23 protein-coding genes and 2 pseudogenes are annotated in these 15,965 nt (G+C 51.9%); 19 read left to right on the forward strand and 6 right to left on the reverse strand.

Annotation, left to right across the window (positions count from 1 at the left end):
- Positions 1-266: 266 nt before the first annotated feature.
- The 18 genes and pseudogenes from SH467x_RS18355 to SH467x_RS18440 all read left to right on the forward strand — a co-directional run bounded on the left by SH467x_RS18355 (position 267) and on the right by SH467x_RS18440 (position 13,018).
- Positions 267-746, forward strand: a complete 480-nt coding sequence (locus SH467x_RS18355; protein ID WP_482368549.1) for a hypothetical protein — start codon at positions 267-269, stop codon at positions 744-746.
- 119 nt (positions 747-865) lie between these two features.
- On the forward strand, positions 866-1,357 hold the full coding sequence (locus SH467x_RS18360) for a hypothetical protein (protein ID WP_482368550.1): 492 nt from the start codon (positions 866-868) through the stop codon (positions 1,355-1,357).
- 319 nt (positions 1,358-1,676) lie between these two features.
- Entirely contained in the window at positions 1,677-1,919 is a 243-nt protein-coding gene (locus SH467x_RS18365) for a hypothetical protein (RefSeq protein WP_482368551.1), read from the forward strand.
- 348 nt (positions 1,920-2,267) lie between these two features.
- The gene (locus SH467x_RS18370) at positions 2,268-2,849 is read left to right on the forward strand and encodes a hypothetical protein (RefSeq protein WP_482368552.1); all 582 of its coding nucleotides are present in this window, start codon (positions 2,268-2,270) and stop codon (positions 2,847-2,849) included.
- Between the two features lie 130 nt (positions 2,850-2,979).
- Positions 2,980-3,657, forward strand: a complete 678-nt coding sequence (locus tag SH467x_RS18375; RefSeq protein WP_482368553.1) for a hypothetical protein — start codon at positions 2,980-2,982, stop codon at positions 3,655-3,657.
- Positions 3,658-3,713: 56 nt separating this feature from the next.
- The gene (locus SH467x_RS18380) at positions 3,714-4,067 is read left to right on the forward strand and encodes a hypothetical protein (protein WP_482368554.1); all 354 of its coding nucleotides are present in this window, start codon (positions 3,714-3,716) and stop codon (positions 4,065-4,067) included.
- Between the two features lie 421 nt (positions 4,068-4,488).
- Complete coding sequence (locus SH467x_RS18385; RefSeq protein WP_482371393.1) at positions 4,489-4,749, forward strand: hypothetical protein; 261 nt, start codon at positions 4,489-4,491, stop codon at positions 4,747-4,749.
- A gap of 99 nt (positions 4,750-4,848) precedes the next feature.
- On the forward strand, positions 4,849-5,364 hold the full coding sequence (locus SH467x_RS18390; RefSeq protein ID WP_482368555.1) for a hypothetical protein: 516 nt from the start codon (positions 4,849-4,851) through the stop codon (positions 5,362-5,364).
- A gap of 328 nt (positions 5,365-5,692) precedes the next feature.
- Positions 5,693-6,181 carry a hypothetical protein gene (locus tag SH467x_RS18395; protein WP_482368556.1) on the forward strand — a complete coding sequence of 163 codons (489 nt, stop codon included), beginning with the start codon at positions 5,693-5,695 and terminating at the stop codon, positions 6,179-6,181.
- A 253-nt stretch (positions 6,182-6,434) separates the two neighbouring features.
- Positions 6,435-6,926: a hypothetical protein gene (locus tag SH467x_RS18400; RefSeq protein WP_482368557.1), complete on the forward strand. Its 492-nt coding sequence runs from the start codon at positions 6,435-6,437 to the stop codon at positions 6,924-6,926.
- 252 nt (positions 6,927-7,178) lie between these two features.
- On the forward strand, positions 7,179-7,526 hold the full coding sequence (locus SH467x_RS18405) for a ribonuclease E inhibitor RraB (RefSeq protein WP_482368558.1): 348 nt from the start codon (positions 7,179-7,181) through the stop codon (positions 7,524-7,526).
- A gap of 103 nt (positions 7,527-7,629) precedes the next feature.
- On the forward strand, positions 7,630-8,046 hold the full coding sequence (locus SH467x_RS18410) for a hypothetical protein (protein WP_482368559.1): 417 nt from the start codon (positions 7,630-7,632) through the stop codon (positions 8,044-8,046).
- Between the two features lie 137 nt (positions 8,047-8,183).
- Positions 8,184-9,023, forward strand: a complete 840-nt coding sequence (locus SH467x_RS18415; protein WP_482371394.1) for a DUF695 domain-containing protein — start codon at positions 8,184-8,186, stop codon at positions 9,021-9,023.
- 441 nt (positions 9,024-9,464) lie between these two features.
- A complete protein-coding gene (gene tnpA, locus SH467x_RS18420) occupies positions 9,465-9,761 on the forward strand; it encodes an IS66 family insertion sequence element accessory protein TnpA (RefSeq protein WP_482367253.1) in 297 nt (98 codons plus the stop codon).
- A 59-nt stretch (positions 9,762-9,820) separates the two neighbouring features.
- Positions 9,821-10,147 carry an IS66 family insertion sequence element accessory protein TnpB gene (gene tnpB, locus SH467x_RS18425; RefSeq protein ID WP_482371395.1) on the forward strand — a complete coding sequence of 109 codons (327 nt, stop codon included), beginning with the start codon at positions 9,821-9,823 and terminating at the stop codon, positions 10,145-10,147.
- An 82-nt stretch (positions 10,148-10,229) separates the two neighbouring features.
- Positions 10,230-11,971, forward strand: a pseudogene (gene tnpC / locus SH467x_RS18430) (IS66 family transposase).
- An 80-nt stretch (positions 11,972-12,051) separates the two neighbouring features.
- On the forward strand, positions 12,052-12,378 hold the full coding sequence (locus SH467x_RS18435; RefSeq protein ID WP_482368560.1) for a hypothetical protein: 327 nt from the start codon (positions 12,052-12,054) through the stop codon (positions 12,376-12,378).
- 484 nt (positions 12,379-12,862) lie between these two features.
- A complete protein-coding gene (locus SH467x_RS18440) occupies positions 12,863-13,018 on the forward strand; it encodes a hypothetical protein (protein ID WP_482371414.1) in 156 nt (51 codons plus the stop codon).
- On the opposite strand, the gene SH467x_RS18445 is transcribed toward SH467x_RS18440, so the two are convergent.
- From SH467x_RS18445 to SH467x_RS18470, 6 genes and pseudogenes are all read right to left on the reverse strand, one after another.
- Positions 12,943-13,197 (reverse strand): class I SAM-dependent methyltransferase, encoded by a 255-nt coding sequence (locus tag SH467x_RS18445; protein ID WP_482368561.1) that lies wholly within the window; start codon positions 13,195-13,197, stop codon positions 12,943-12,945. The genes SH467x_RS18440 and SH467x_RS18445 overlap by 76 nt on opposite strands.
- Before the next feature lie 47 nt (positions 13,198-13,244).
- The gene (locus tag SH467x_RS18450) at positions 13,245-13,883 is read right to left on the reverse strand and encodes a leucine-rich repeat domain-containing protein (RefSeq protein ID WP_482368562.1); all 639 of its coding nucleotides are present in this window, start codon (positions 13,881-13,883) and stop codon (positions 13,245-13,247) included.
- A gap of 14 nt (positions 13,884-13,897) precedes the next feature.
- On the reverse strand, positions 13,898-14,269 hold the full coding sequence (locus tag SH467x_RS18455; protein ID WP_482368563.1) for a DsrE/DsrF/TusD sulfur relay family protein: 372 nt from the start codon (positions 14,267-14,269) through the stop codon (positions 13,898-13,900).
- 24 nt (positions 14,270-14,293) lie between these two features.
- The gene (locus SH467x_RS18460; RefSeq protein WP_482368564.1) at positions 14,294-14,488 is read right to left on the reverse strand and encodes a hypothetical protein; all 195 of its coding nucleotides are present in this window, start codon (positions 14,486-14,488) and stop codon (positions 14,294-14,296) included.
- 52 nt (positions 14,489-14,540) lie between these two features.
- A pseudogene (locus SH467x_RS18465) lies at positions 14,541-14,873 on the reverse strand (aminotransferase class V-fold PLP-dependent enzyme); the annotation flags it as partial.
- Positions 14,870-15,268: an ArsR/SmtB family transcription factor gene (locus SH467x_RS18470; protein WP_482368565.1), complete on the reverse strand. Its 399-nt coding sequence runs from the start codon at positions 15,266-15,268 to the stop codon at positions 14,870-14,872. The gene SH467x_RS18470 and the pseudogene SH467x_RS18465, both read right to left, overlap by 4 nt.
- A gap of 82 nt (positions 15,269-15,350) precedes the next feature.
- Here SH467x_RS18470 and SH467x_RS18475 point away from each other — a divergent pair, with 82 nt between their 5' ends.
- On the forward strand, positions 15,351-15,965 hold the full coding sequence (locus SH467x_RS18475) for a class I SAM-dependent methyltransferase (RefSeq protein ID WP_482368566.1): 615 nt from the start codon (positions 15,351-15,353) through the stop codon (positions 15,963-15,965).

Genomic DNA, 15,965 nt, shown 5'->3' on the forward strand with positions numbered 1-15,965 from the left:
CGTTTTTGACTTGCGTTGAGTCTACTGCTCGCACTCGGTCAATGCAGGCGTTCGCCGTGAATCAAATGACAGCATACACAAGCCTTATTGCGTTCGCCGTTCTCTGTATAACGCAGTGCCGTCCTGCTCAGGAAGCCCCGACTGATACAAGTCGCCCGATTCCAAACCAGATTAGAGATTGGATCTCGCAACTCGCGAATCGCGATCCGAAACCGTTTACCGAACCGTATCTATTAAAGCCACCGCGAAATGTCAATCGCGAGTCTTTGGAGATTGTAAAAAGAGCCTACGACAAACTCTTTGCAAATGCGCCTGAAGCGTTACCCGCTTTGATTGACTCACTTAAAGACGAACGCTACTCGTACTACCAAGAGTCGCAGTCCGGCGCAATTATCTGCCACACTGTCGGGGATGCCTGTCTCTCGATCATTGTGGCCAATGTCGAAATTTATCGTAAACACGCAACAGTGCTAGATCGAACCGAGAAACCACGAACGGTGCATTTCATTGCTGCTATGGGTGGCCCCGAGAAATGGCTCGCAGAACGTAAGAATCGTTCCCTTTTTGAGATGCAACGGGAAGCGGTTGAATGGGCTTTGAAACAACCAAAACCCGAACCACGGGAACTGGTGGCAGATGAAGACTGGAACAAGTGCATCAAAGAACTGAAGCAATTTTACGAAGCCTTCAACAAGGCCGCGAAACCACTTACTATCCGGAAAGAGCTTTGGTTTGAGGGGAAATAAGCCGCCAGGACAGGCGCGAACAATCACGTGCACCAAAGTCGCGGTCGGTGCTCGACTTTCATTGCATGTCACTCGCCGCGACTTGGTGACGTGTGCCGTTATTTGGCTGAGGATGTCGCATGAAGATGCACTCCACATATGGTATTTTTGACGATGAAGCCGATCACCTAATCGCAATGGTCCGCAGCCACGCGCCCCTAGATTCTATCCTTGCCACTCCGTGCCCAGCATGCGGCACAAACATGGTCGTTTCGTTCAACGACGATGGCACCGGATTCGAGCTGAGCTGCAGAGGCGATCCGCTGCATATGACTACGTACCAGCAGATCGCTAATCCGCCACCGTGGTGGCAACAGTGCTACGAACAGCCAAATGATACGACTTGTTATTGGCGAGAATGGCATTCATTCGATGATAACGGCACACTGCACATGAAGATTTCAGGATGGCGGGCTGACGACGTCCGTTGGTCGGGTGAACTCGAATGCCCGCGGGATCATCGCGACTATGACCTTTGGGGATGGATACTTAACGAATCTGGTTGCACCAAATACCTCATCAGCGATACTGACCTCGACGAACTCCGAACTCAATACGAAAACGCCAAATAATCGGGTAAGGATGCCCGTTGCCGGGCACGCTCCCAACACCACCGCTTGTTTCTACTTTCGTAGTGGTCATTTGGTATACTGATCTCCTCGAGTGTCCTATCCCGCACAGGAGACTTGACCCCCACGAACCAACGCCCGTGCCGGGCGTACACAAAGGGTTGCACGCCGATCACGCGATCGGCCGTTTTTGACATGGAACATCCTCGCGCGTGACGGGTGATGGCCAACGATAGCTAAATACAGAAAGAATTTTCACTTGTCGCGATTATACGCCGATTCCCAGCGCGTTGCAGATGCAACACAACGTGTCCTTGATGCAATGAAATATGTTCCAGTTGCGGTGGTACCGGGATGTGCAGCGATTTGCGCTACGCCAGGGATCGTATTTGGTATGCCGGGCGTAATCACTGGAGCGATTGTAGGTACGTTGTCAGGCTTTCGCTTGTCATTACTAGTTGCATCTGCCCTCGAAACAAAAATGATTGCAATTGTTCAAATGGATGAGCTCTTAAATCGACAGATCCTAGACAAACAGCAAGCCATTTTAAAAAATCCGCCCTAGACTCTAATCTAAACCTAGCTACAACTATTTTCTTGAACCAACACCCACTGAGCACCACCCGTTAAACGTAGATAGTCTCTGATTAAGTTCGAGAACCAAAGGCTTGATTTTTATTTAAGACCAAGGACCGAGTTGTTTGTTTGTTCGCTTTGGGCTCATTCCACATTTCCCCAATGGTATTTTACGATAGTTCGATGTCAGAGACATCGTCTGACTGAGGATGACGCTCGAGCAGGGCGTACGACGGCACTCGATCCTTCGGGCCGGAGAGCGTGATTTCGCTCACCAGCAGATACACTCAACGTCTTGCTCCACCGGCCTCGGGCGGTCTATCATCTCTCGCTCGACGTGAGTGATCCTTTTCGTTATCGGGAAAAGAACGTGATGACAACGACTGAAGAAACGTCAATCGTTGATACACTTCCGCTCCAATTCGGTTTGCGCGCCGTGTTCATTGCGATTGCTTTTGTTGCATTGGCGATTGCACCGATAGTCTCATTCCAGCGTGCGATGTACAGAACGCCGCATCAAAGAGCGATCGATAGTGTTAATGACCTTGATGGCTGGGCTCGCGAAGAAGCTGACGGTTACGTCGTAGCTGATCTTAACGGCGGAACTTGCCCGATCTACGATGAGTCACTAAAAGAACTGGCTAATTGCCAACGCCTAAGAAAGCTTACCGCATATCAAACGCAACTTACGGACGCAGGTCTGCATTACTTGCGAGTACACAAGGACCTGAGGATTCTACATCTCGACGACTGCTCGGGCATAACGGACAAATCCATTCCTGAATTGTCCCACCTTACGTGGCTGGAAGAACTCTCGCTTACCGGTACTTCCATATCGGAATCGGGTTTGCGAGCATTGCGTGCGGCATTGCCCGGCTGTAGCATCAATCCAAAATCCCACGGACTCGCCAAAGACTAACAAACACAAAAGCCCGATAACCAAAAATGCACCCAAATCGCCGATCGGCCGCGAAATTGAATCATGGTTTCTGGCGGCGAATGGGTGATCGCCAGCATTATCGGGCAAAGACATAGCCCCACAACCATTGATGGAACCACCAAATCGCACAGGCACGACAGCGTTGAGTGATGATGAGCTCATGATCTTCGATGCGATCTTTGAATGTTTCCAAGACGCAACCAACCTCATATCGTTCGCTTATCCATATCAACTCAACTTGCCCTACACTCACTCGCTAAACGACAAAGCACTTGCGGAGTTTCTTGCTGCTGCTTCGGCTTCGGGTCTCGTTTGGCGTAAAGCGGTCATGCACTCGGGCAAATCGTACGAGTACTTTTCGCTCTCGACAGAAGGTGGTGCATTATGGGAACAAGAACGCCTACCGAACTGGGATCGCTATGTAACCAGTTCCCAGCGTGAATTGGGTTTGTTTCCAACGGGTTCGCAACGTATTTGTGGGGCAAACGAGTCACTATGCCGTCAATTCGCGGGTGCACTTTTTGGGGCCGGATTGGTCACTCCCAGTGGACCGATTCGGACGAGAACGGCATACAATGTCCGACTCGTTCCGTGGCGAGATTTTGGACGAGTGTGCTTGTTACGATTTCCGATAAAAGATAGCGTTCATGATCCGCTTCGCTATACTGACTGGGACGTTTACAATTCGACGCGTGGCGGGTGGCGATCGCTTCTAGAGATTCAACACTACCCACAAACACCCGATAACAAAACCATGCACACGAAGCCCTCGATCGACCACCTTTGACTTGCGTAGAGTAATTTGCTCGGGCTCGGTGATGGTTGTCGTTATGCCTTGAGAGAATGACATTTCACATGGGACTCTTTGGGAAAACCGAATACGAAAAGCAACTGGAGGTGTCATCACGACAACAGGCCGAAACGGAACGCCAACTTGCGGTGGCGAAGACGCAGCAGGACGAGTTCGAACGTCAGATGGCGATCAGTAAAGCGCAGGCTGACGAAACAAAGCGACAACTTGAACTTTCGAAGGCACAGCAAGAAGAGTCAGAAAGACAACAAAGAGTAACTGCATCGATCCTCGAGAGGTCGCAATTGAATCAAGACCGATTTGAAAAACTTCTTGCGAAATGGGAGCTGCAAGCACAACGTTTCGATTCCATTCTTGCCAAATGGGATCGAGAATCGCGGAATTAAGGCATAACAATCCCATGCGCCAAAGCCCGCGCCGGTGCGTTACTAACTTTAGAGACATCACTTCCGGGGACTAGGTGAAGCCTGCCGTTCGTCCTTTCAGAGAATCGCATGTGGCCGTTTGATCAACCTCCAAATTGTGCAACGTTCACCACTCGCCACGTGATGACGCAACATAGACCGATCACACGTGTCGTTCACGATGCATCGGATCATGGTTGGCAGTTTCTTTCCGACGATGGCGCAAACATGGACGATGCAATGCTCGTAGGTTTGAAAGAAATCGTGGCGCATGACAATACTGTTCTAGAGATTGCAGACCTTCCTCCCGGATGGATTGCAACCCGCGACCAGGTTGGATCGCCTTGGATGCGCGGTTCTCAATATGCAGATGCCGCACGGATAGTGATCGATTGGTCAAAAAATTGGCGACCTCAATGAGTTCTACGATGTCGTCTTCAATCAATGCCAATCGCCCGAGTGGCATGGTAGAAATCTCAATGCTATTGCTGACGCATGGAGTGCGGGAGGAATAAACGCATCCGGAGCTCCTTATGTTTTCATATTTTCTTCGCTCAAACAAACATCTCCCGATCTGCTACAATTCCGAGACGCCGTCCTTGGGATTGCGCAAGAATCAATCGACGAAAACGGCGGCTTGCTGGAAACAACGGACGAACAGTGAAATGCACGGGAGTTGCGGGGCGCGTGTGTCCTGTTGTGCAGGGGCTCATTCCGCAACCCCGTGATTTCGGTCGTTCGCCAGGAATCAGGAGTGTAGAGAATGCAGAACCCAATCTCGCTTGACCTCGAATTGCTTAAACAAGCAACTTGGGGTTATTTGTTTGGATTACACGTATCCAACCATTCGGACAACTCGGTATTTGTGCCAACGCTGGAGATTACGGATCTCAAAATCGTACCGGTGGAAATCACAACACCCCGAGACTGGTGTACGCATATGATGGTGTCAGGCGAATCTGGCGGATCTGCTATAGATCCCGGATGTACCAAGATTTTTCAGTTTCGCGTCAGGCCGTGTTCTATCGACGCAGATCTTGCTCGAATTGAAAACGACTGGGAATACGGCCGGTGGTGCCTCAACCTAATCCAAGGTGAGTATCGGGTCTGGTATGATTTGAACGTGGACGAGACTTATTTCAATCCCGATTCCCATCTACGGTTCGACAACCTCCGAAGAATGGCGAACGATTGTGGTGCGATACTTTGGTGTGGAACGGTGCAATCAAACATCCTGAACGTATACCATGCCGAACAAAAGGTTGGACGTGCGTACTGAAAATGATTTGAAGGCAAGTGGGAGGGACTCCTGCCTAGGTAATCGTTAGCCACGAGCCCAGTATCGAGTGTTGCAGCTTGGCTATAAGGTTGGCTCGAAAACCGAAGCCCCCGGCTCAAGCGTACACAGAAAGGTAGCGAGGATGAAAGGCAGGGGCTATCCCTGGAAATAGCGAAGCTTTCCTTTTCGAGGGTGAGGCGCAAATCAGGAGGGCTTGCGGGCCAATTGCCCCGTTGGATGGGCTACAATGAAATTTTTGTTCACCGGCGCGGGCGCCGGAGAATTACTAGTTCGTCGCAACAAAAGTCCAACCGAAACGAAAGCTTGAATGGTTGTCGCCCGAGTATTGCAGGTTGTCTACGCGGCTACCCCGCTCATATGCTGGTGTCTCAACGCTTGCCTTGGGAAACGTCGGACTCATTGGGCGATTCTATTTGTGATTGCCGGCATCATCGCTTATCTCGTCTTGCTTGCCGCCGTCCAAGCCATGGAATTCGCATTGGACGTGGAACTTTACAAGCACGATCTTGATGGAGACCGATCATTCAGCGAAAGCGAAATGACCGAAGAGGCGAAACGCGCAATGAACCGAGTTACCAATGACACCGGACGGACACTTGCACCAATTACGGGCGTACCAATCACATTTGTTTGGACTTCCATAAACTTTATTGTTCTCGGAATCGTCGAGACCATTGGGCGGTGGCTCTGGTCGAGACTCCGTCGAAAGAAGACGGAACCCGATCAATCCATATCGTTCAACACATCCTCAATCCCGCTTGACACGAGTAATCCCTATCAACCTCCGATACACTAACCGTAGCGACGAATCGGGTAAGGATGCCCTTTACCGGGCACCCTCCCCACACCACTGTGCGATTGCACTCTTGCAGTTGCCATTGGTATACTGATCTCCTATAAGTGTCCTATCTCGCACGGGGGACTTGAACTCCATTAACCAACGCCCGTGCCGGGCGCGGACAACGATTGCACCCAAGCGGCGATCCGGTGGACTGACAAATCAAGGATTCATCCCGCCGCTGGGTGAATCGAAACGTTCTGTGAATGAGATGGTAACACTCGACCTCCTCGACTTTGCGTTGCATGGCAGGCTCGGTCCATTCCACCGACAAATGTCCCGCGCCGATATTGAATCTATACTCGGACCGTCAGACGACTGTTACCCTGCGTTGGTCGCTTTCGGACACGTCCGCTTCGATCTCGGCGACGGTATCGGTCCGCCATGTGCTCCGCAAATTCAATTTCCTGCTTGGTACCGCGAGGACCGCGTACCCGAGTGGCCTGATCCTCGGTTCAATTGGTGCCTTGGTCCGTTTGATGCAAATGCAACACTGGATTCAATACTGATCGCGATTCCGTCGCTTTGCGGCTTGGATCTGAACGAAGGAACTCGCTACCCAAATGGCAGAATGGGCGGGATCTACATTCCAACATCCGGTGTAGAACTGACGTTTGAATCTCGACCTGGCGACATGGCGCTCAGATTGACCTTAATGGCAGCGTACTACAACTGGACAATTGAACCGTCGATGCAGAGATGACAGAAATCGGGTAACGATGCCCGTTGCCGGGTAAGCTCCCAATACCACCGTTCGTGCTTGAACTTTCGCATTTGCCATTTGTTATACTGATCTCCTCGAGTTTCCTCACTCGCACAGGGGACTTAAAAACCACGGACGAATGCCCATGATGGGCGTACCCAATACATTGGACACGAAGCCCTCGATCGGCCGTTTTGACTTGCGTTGAGTCAACCGCTCGGGCTGGGTGATCGCAAAAGTTAGGTGCCTGAAATGACAACAATTGTTGAAACGCTAATCGAAGTTGCGACCGCAGACACCGAACTGCTGCTTAAAAACCAGGAGTTGGGCGACGATGCAATGGTCGCACGAAACGTCGACTTCATCATGTATGGGGCGAAGAAAAAGGACGTGGATTTGGTCGGAAGCTTCATTACGGATTTTGGATACGGAACCCCAACGGTCAAGAAGTCAGATAAACGTTACAGGCTTACGGTAACAATTACAATGCCCACAACCCAACCAGTGCTTTGTACCGTATCCGGGTTCATGGCGTGTCTAGCTTCAATATACGACATGGAATACGACGGATGGGAAGCGGACGTTTGTATTGGCACCTAACAATCCAATGAACCCGAGTCGCGAATCGGGCGTTTTTTCAATGGAGCATCACTCGCCGCGACCGCGGTGATGCGTGCCGTTATCCTCCTCAGGCTGAAAGCGTATGACCGAATCAGACTTCCTTGTGTGGGCGATGGAAAAGGGCATCGATGCTGATGCAGTTTCGGTCATACTTGAGTGTAGTGCTACGCCACTTGATTCGAAAACGGTTCGCACGGATTGCCTGTATCCGACTGACGATATTTATGATCTATATGAGACAGATGGATTCGGAGTTTCGCCACAGGACGCTGGATTCATCTTCGTCGGCTACTGCGCGAACGGTGACCCGATCGCAGTGGATGTCGAGGCGGACAAGGGCTCCATTTGGTACATAGGACATGAGGTCATGCACTCCAAACCGTTGCGACAAATTGCAATACGCGTTGCTGACAATCTTCGCAGTGCATATGCGTCCATTGTCGCTGACCGTGATTTTCCTTTAGACTACTATTCCGCAAAACAACGATACGACGGATAAAAAAATGCAGCGAAGTGGTCGGTCAGGCGTTCTGACTTTCGTAGAGATTTCTCCTCGCACTCGCTGAATTTGGTCGTTCTGCCTCTCAATTAACTCAAATGATACCTGCTGAACGCAAATTGTGGAATCTAAATGGCATGGCGTTCTACCCGTGTTGCATTAATGACCATCTCGCATCAATTTGGTTGAATACAAGCGTCGCTCATGACGTTGTGAGTGAAGAATACCCCTTTTTTCATGCAATGCGGGTTTACTTACGATACCCAAGCAAAGCTGGTCTTTCGATAGACGCTGAAGAAGATGAATTGTACGAGATCGAAGAATTTCTTGTGCCACTTTTGGAAGAGTCGCTAAACGCGATCTTTGTTGGTCGCGTGACAACAAATGGCTATCGCGAGTTTTATTTTTACGCAAAGGGACAAGAGCTAGACCACACCGTGCGCGATATTATTCTAGATCGTTTCGAATACTATGACTTCTCGGGACAAGACGGGATACTAGAACCCAACTGGGATACTTACTTTGATTGTATTTACCCGAACGACGCCGGGTATCAGTACATTGTGCTGCAGAGAACGTTTCAAGAGCTCTCCGATCAATCATCCGCAAATGAACCTTCGCAGATTGCCTATTTCTTTTATTTTGATGACGAGCAATCGTGCGATGCAGCTTACCAAGAACTGCGGTCCTTACGAGAATTTGTCATCAAAAAAGACGCCGCAGCCGCACTTGGGCATTTCAGGTTGACGGCAGTTTGCGAACGAAATCCTGAGTTATCGGAGGTATACCGTACATATGAAGAATTAAATACGGCAGGCGACATCGCTCGAAGCGGATACAGTCATTTTGAGGTTGAGCGAGAGGGCTTTCTCTACGATCATGTTTCGAATGATGTACGTCTACGTGTTGCGGCAGACGTTGAGTCGGGATTGCGACCCCATACCGATTTAAGTCGATTCCAAATACGCATTGGGTAACCATCGACTTGCAATCATCTTCGATATAAACTCACGATAAGATTCAGCAGAATCACATGATGCACACCAAGCCCTTGACCGGCCGTTTTGACTTGCGTTGAGTCAACTACTCGGGCTCGTTGATGCCGGACGTTCGGCTACAGAAAGAGACACATCAATGGTTGCTCAAAAACGTCTTTTGTTGGCAGGCGCGTTGCTGTTCGGCGCCTACCCCCTATTACGAGCACAGGAGTCCGGTTCGACGACGAAACAGAATGCCCAGATTTCTGTGGACGCACTTCATCCCGAAAGAGTGATCGGACACTTGGGGCAGCCGCTGGGTAGTGTAATACGTGTGTGAGCGTACACTGACCGGTTCTTGATTTTCCCGACCTGGTCGGTTTCTGTCGTGTAGTTTTCTGCGTTCGATCAACGTTTTCACTCGTACGCAAGGAACTCATCTTGGCTCGACCATCTTCTGCTTCTCGCTCCCAACGATGGGCGCAGCATCTCGCGGATTTCGACCGCTCAGGACTTACCGTAACCCAATTCTGCGATTCCATCGGTTGTTCCGTTCCAACCTTCTATAACTGGAAGCGCAAGCTTGGCAAGGCTCCGGTCCAGCCAGCGTTCTTGCGAGTTCAATCCGTGGATGCTGTCGACTCTGCGATCGAAATCAAGCTCCCAAGCGGCGTGCTATTGCGTCTACCCCTTAGTGCGATTGCCTCGCTCTCTGATATTCTCGATCAGGTGGCATAGTTACCATGCTCGCTCTCAACCCTTCAGTTCCCATTTACCTGCATACCGAGCCCATCGATATGCGCAAGAGCTTCGACGGTCTCTTCGGGATCATTAAGAATGACTTTCAGCGCGACGTGCGCGATGGTGGCTTGTTCATGTTCCTGAACCATCGCCTGAATCGGATCAAGCTCTTGTACTGGGACACCGATGGAATCGCTATTTGGATGAAGCGATTGGAGAGAGGCTGCTTTCAGCGCCCAGTTCGAAGCGCCGATGGAAAGCATGTCGTGGTCTCGTCCGCCGAGCTGCAGTGGATCCTTACGGGAGTCGAACTCAGCTCTGTGAAGAAGAGAATGCGCTACGTCCCTCCGGCCCGCGATTCTCTAGAAGCAATCTCTGCTTGAAACAGAAACAATTCCTGTGTTTTTAGGCAATTTCACTTCTGTCCCCTCTTGCGCTTTTTGGGCCTCGCGCTATAACACCATCATGCAAGACGCGAACGAATTACCGAACGATTTGAGCACCGCACAAGAAGTGATTCTTGTGCAATCGAACGTTCTCGTAAAGCAAAAATCCGAGATCGATACGCTCAAAAAATCGCTCGAAGAAGCGCTTGCTGAGATCCGCTTCCTGCGCACCGGGAAGAAGCGAGAGAAGTTCATCAACGCAGACCAATATCTCTTGGAATTCGAGGATGACAAGGAGTTGCAAGAGGCGCTCGAAGCTGCCAAGAAGGAAGCGGAAGCCGAGGTAGAGCGCATCACCTATACGCGCAAGAAGCAAGCTGTCGCGAAGAAGCCAAATAGTGACAAGTTCCCGCCACACTTGCCGCGTGAGGTCGTGGAAGTGGAGATCCCTGATGCGTTCCAACAACGCGTTGACTCTGGCGAGCTGATCGTCAAACGCTATGAAGTCACCGAAACCCTCAAGCACATCCCGTTGAAGCTTGTTGTTCTCCAGTACAAGAAGCCTGTTCTGGCTTACGCCAACTCCCCCGAACGCGAGCTGAACGTCGAAGAAGAAGTAAATCTTGGGGAAAAGGGCCGCTACCACCCTTCCGTGGCTGCTCAAGTGATCCATGGCAAGTTCGGGCTCCATCTCCCCTATTACCGCCTGCAAGACATGTTCGCCTCCTCGGGGTGGACCCCAAGTCGATCCACCCTGGATTACCTGGCGGATCTAACTCATGATGTTTCGGAAAGGCTGCTCGAAGCGATGCGAGCCAGACTCATGGCCTCTCGTTGCTTGGGGCTTGATGACACGCACGTCAAGCTGATCATGCCCAAGGAGATACCCGACGAAAAGGAGGCTCTGCAAGACTCCCGAATACAGCGACTCCTTGAGAAGATGAAGGAGGCTCAAAAGGAAAAGAAAGATAGCCTGGATGCCAAGATGTGGGGCTACTCCGGCTTCGACACAACAGCTCCTTATGATCTCTTCGACTTCCGAGTCTCGCGGCATCGCGATGGACCTGCAGAATACTTGGAAGGGTATACCGGGCATGTGATGGCAGACTGTTATTCGGGCAACATGAGCGTGATTCTTGCGCCCGGGTCGAAGATGACCCGCATGGCGTGCTGGTCGCATGCGCGCCGTCATGTTTATGAACATCAATCCAACGATCAGAAAGCCGCATCGCTCCCTCTTGCGCTGATGAACCAGCTTTACGATATCGAGCGTCGCTGGCGCAGTGGAGCGATGAAGCACGAGGAGAACTGCGAGCCAAAGAATCGCGAATGATACTCGATCGACTCCGCGACTGGCTCGATGGCCCGTTGGCACGAAGCGCGTTACCTGCGAGCAAGCTTGGTGGCGCGCTCAACTATGTGCGCAACCACTGGGATGCGTTATGCGTATACGCCACCGACGGCCGCCTGCCGATCGACAACAATCAAGTCGAAAGGCTGATGAAGCGAGTCGCGATTGGGCGCAAGAACTGGCTGTTCGTCGGAAGCATGCGAGCCGGGATACGCAATGCAAGCCTCATGAGTCTGGTTGCCAGTGCGCAGCGTCAGGAGATTGACATTGGGATGTACTTGGAGAGTGTGATCACACACTTGCTACGAGGGACAGCGCGCGTGGAGGAGCTGCTACCGGATCGCTGGAAGGCAGAGCACCCGGAAGCTGTGCGCACCTATCGGGAGCAGGAGCGTCGCGATAAGGCTGATAACGCAACGGCCCAAGCTGCGAAGCGTCGAATGCGAAATCAGCTTCGCAAATCGAAGTAGGGAACAGAGCGCCACGACGCAACCCTACCCGCGAGAAAATCTCGGTGAGCTTCGTGTACGCTCACATACGTGTGACGGGCATGAGCGTAGACGGCGATGAAACGCGGCCTAAGACAGATTCCGGTCAAACGCTCCTCAAGATTGAAACTGTGAACGGTAAGCAACTCACCCAATCGGTCTACTTCTCGTTTCGGCGCGCTGCCGAAGGAATCAAAAAACCAGAATCTGGAACCCCTTTCGATTACTTTGTTCACGAATGGGGATCCTTCGACGGCTTTGTGCAGCCGCCCAAATCACTCGGAATTGAAACGCCGATCGTTGCAAACGATGGCTTCCACTTTCGCCCGGAAATCACAATTCACAAATCAAACACAGTTCCGCGCGACCCTAATCGCCAACGCGAATAGCCTACTAAGGCAGTGCACCTGAAATAGCGAACGAGCCGGTTTTGAAAAGGAGTGTCACCTGGGCCCGCCCAGTGACTTTGGTCGTTGCCACTACACCGTCTCTCGACTCCAGCCCAGTGTAACCCGCTTCACGCGAGTAAGTGGTCGCGATTCAGTATCGAGCCGATGCGCCGGCTTCTTGTGCTGGCCGCGATTGTTCCACTCGATGCGTACTGGCTGGCTCTCGGAGCTGCAGCGAGAGTTCCGGCTTCACATGGCGTTGCTGGCGCCGTAACTCACCGAGCATCGCCCACCAGCCCGTCTTCCACTGACTCTCCCCCGCGCGAACCTATACGCATCCTTCCAAATTTTCCGCCCCAGTGTCCTAGCGTGTCACAGTGGGAGCGTCTCGTGGAGAGCCAAAAGGAAGGTTTGCTAGCACATGCTGGCGTAATGTCTGTCTCAAGGACGCAACCAATGAGCCGCACTCTGTTTGAAGGTAATCATGCTCCGTTTTCACCCCCCTCGTTTCAACGATGTCGCGCTGCTGCGATCCCTTGTAGAGATCTTCCACAACAACAATGGCTACACGCCGGCCGAGTTGATGTGGGCCTTCGCTTGCTCGAGCATGGCGGTGGAACTATCCAGGCCGGTGACTTGATAGCCACGATCCCTCAGCCAGCGTGTGAAGTGTCCGGACCAACACCCGATTTCCAAGACAGACTTCGTACCCTGAATGCTCCGTAGCTGCTTTCCAAGCAAAGCCTTCTCCTGTTGACTCGCCCGCCGCCGCGCCTGAATACCATGCTTCGTAGCGAGCTGCCAACTCGGGATCGTCAAATGGATTTGAGCTCATACCTTCCGCCCGCACTTTTCTCGCGCCATTGTCAGCGACGAACTCTAACGCTTGGAACAACTGCATGAAGGTCTGCTACACCAGAGTCAGTGACCGAAGTGCCTAGAAGCGATAGGAATCTTAGCTTGCCTAAATCCCCCAGCTTCTTCATCGACGCATCCGTCACTCTAGTGCGATTAAGGTAGAGCCATTCCAGACGAGGCATCAACGCCAACGTCGCAGTGCCCTCATCGCTTACGTTTGTATCATTGAGCAAATGAATGGTCAGGTTCTTAACGACAAGAAGATGCTTGAGCGACTCGTCGGTGATTTTTGTACGATTAAGCGAAAGAGACTTCAGAGCTGGCAACGACTTCAAGACAGCCAATCCATCACCCTTGATCTTTGAGCCTTCAAGCGACAGATACTGCAACTGCGTTAAACCTTCCAGGCGTTTCAACGAATCGTCATTGATGTCGCAATTGCGCAGATAGATCCGACGAACGCCGGCAGGCAAATCAAGCTGCTCGAAGTCCTGTCGGGTTCCGTCGTTGAGCGTGATCGAACGTGAGCTGCTTGCGGAGTCATCGTCCCTCTTGATTGCCTTCTCCTGAGCGCTTGCAACCATCCACCCTTGGTAAAGGCCAATCGTGAGAATGAGCGGACAAATTAGACTGAGCGGCGAGTTCATGTTCATTTGCTCACTTAAAACACGAGGACTTTGTCTGCCCAGTCCGTTAGCACCGTTCGTTCATCGAGACTGCTTCGATGGCAGCCTTCCGCCAGTTCCTCAGTCGTAATTCCGCGAGCATCCATGCAAGAGCCACAGACGCTGACTTGCCCTTGGTGCCTTACCACCTTCTCAATCATGTGCTCGATATTGTAAAAACCTTGCGGAACCTTCTGGCCTCGCTTCGCACAACCTACCGCGTCTCCAAGCAAGAATATTCTCACTTCGAACTCTGCTGGGCGTGTGATCGCTGTGTGCGTCGATAAGCCACCGGCCAAGCGAAGCGCGTTATAGGACCATTCGTTCCCATATGCGGCTTCATTCAGAATGAACAGATACTTTGACATGTGAAATCCTTTCGGGCACTGGGGTTACTTCGAAGACAGACACCCACTAATAGCATCTGTTACGTAATCGATTTCTTCTTTGCAGCTCGATCGGCCGAGGCTGAAACGTACCGCACCCAAACACCGCTGTGCGTTCAGCCCCATCGCAGAGAGAACCGGACTCAAATGCTGTTTGCCGGCATGGCAAGCGGAACCGGTGGATGCAGCCAAGAAAGGCAATCGAGCAAGTAGGTCGTAGCCAGCGATGCCGTCGAAACTGACGTTTAGCGTATTGGGGAGCCGTTTGTTTGGATGGGTGCTCGATCGAACTGATGATGAAATGCGGTTGCTTCCGTCGCTGGTGGTTCGCGAAGAACACTCCCTTGAGTGCGTGATTGCTAGCTTCGGTACCGCCGGATGTGAAGATGATCTCGGTGGGATCGCATCCAATCAACGAAGCAACTCGAATCCGCGATAACTCGACGATCTCTGCTGCGGACGTGCCAGCCCAATGTCGGCTGGATGGATTTCCAAGATCAAGCTCAAGTATTCTCAGCAACTCGGCTTTGACGAACTCGGAAAGTGGAGTGGTGGCATTGTAATCCAGATAAATTTGCTGGCTCATCCTCGTGCTCTCACAGTTCGCTTGGCTTTCTCCTTCGGCATCTTTGGGGGCGAGGTCTGCTTTGCTTCGAACTTGGCTTTCTCGCCTTTGATCTGCTCCGTTGACTTCGACACGGGGGTTTCGTTGGAAGCAAGTTGTTCAAGCAGCACTCGAGTCAGCTTCGGCTTGGCGAGATAGTAACAGCGGGTCTGTGCGTCTTGAGCGAAGTCCACCAACTGCGTATGTCTCAACAACGCCAAGTGTTGGGACAGGTTCGCTTGACGTGCAGGCAGCAAGTCTTCGAGGTCTGTTACGCATTTCGGACCTTTCGAAAGCTCTTGAAGAATTGCCAGCCGAGTCGGGTGCGCAAAGGCTCGCAGCAGCACGGTGGCAGCTTTCGTGTCGATTTCAGTCAAGATCTCGCTCCGGGTTGTTGTATTCGCATATCCGAATACAATCGTAGTGTTTTCAAGCCGCTACACAAGATGAGTACCCGCGATGGACAGAACACAGCACTGGGAAAACGTCTACCAAACGAAGAATTCGACCGAAGTGAGTTGGTACGAACCCGATCCAAAACAGTCGCTTGATTTGATCCTCCAAGTTGCTGGAGATTCGCGAGGCCGAGTGCTTGACGTCGGCGGTGGGCAGTCTTTTTTGGTCGATCGATTGCTGGATGCCGGTTTCTCGCATGTGGCTGTACTCGATATTTCGCAAACCGCTATCGACGCAACCAAGGCTCGACTTGGTGAGCGGGCATCGCAAGTCGAATGGATCATCGCCGACATCACGCAGCGCGACTCACTGGGCGAGTTCGACGTTTGGCACGATCGCGCGGTGTTTCACTTCATCACCGATCCAGATGACAGAAGGCACTACGTGGAGTTGCTGAAGCGATCTCTGCCCATCGGGGGCCACTTCGTCGCAGGAACGTTCGCCAAGGGCGGTCCCGAAAAGTGCAGTGGTCTGACGATCTGCCAATACGATGCTGCCACGATGCAGGCAGAGCTGGGGACGTCATTCGAACCCGTAAAGTGCAGCGAGTACCTGCACACCACGCCAACCGGCAAGCCCCAGCTATTTTTCTTTGGCATCTACAAACGCATTGCCTGA

The sequence above is a fragment of the Brakhagea slesvicensis genome, assembly GCF_052161625.1.
Classification (GTDB): Bacteria; Planctomycetota; Planctomycetia; order Pirellulales; family Pirellulaceae; genus JBKCUI01.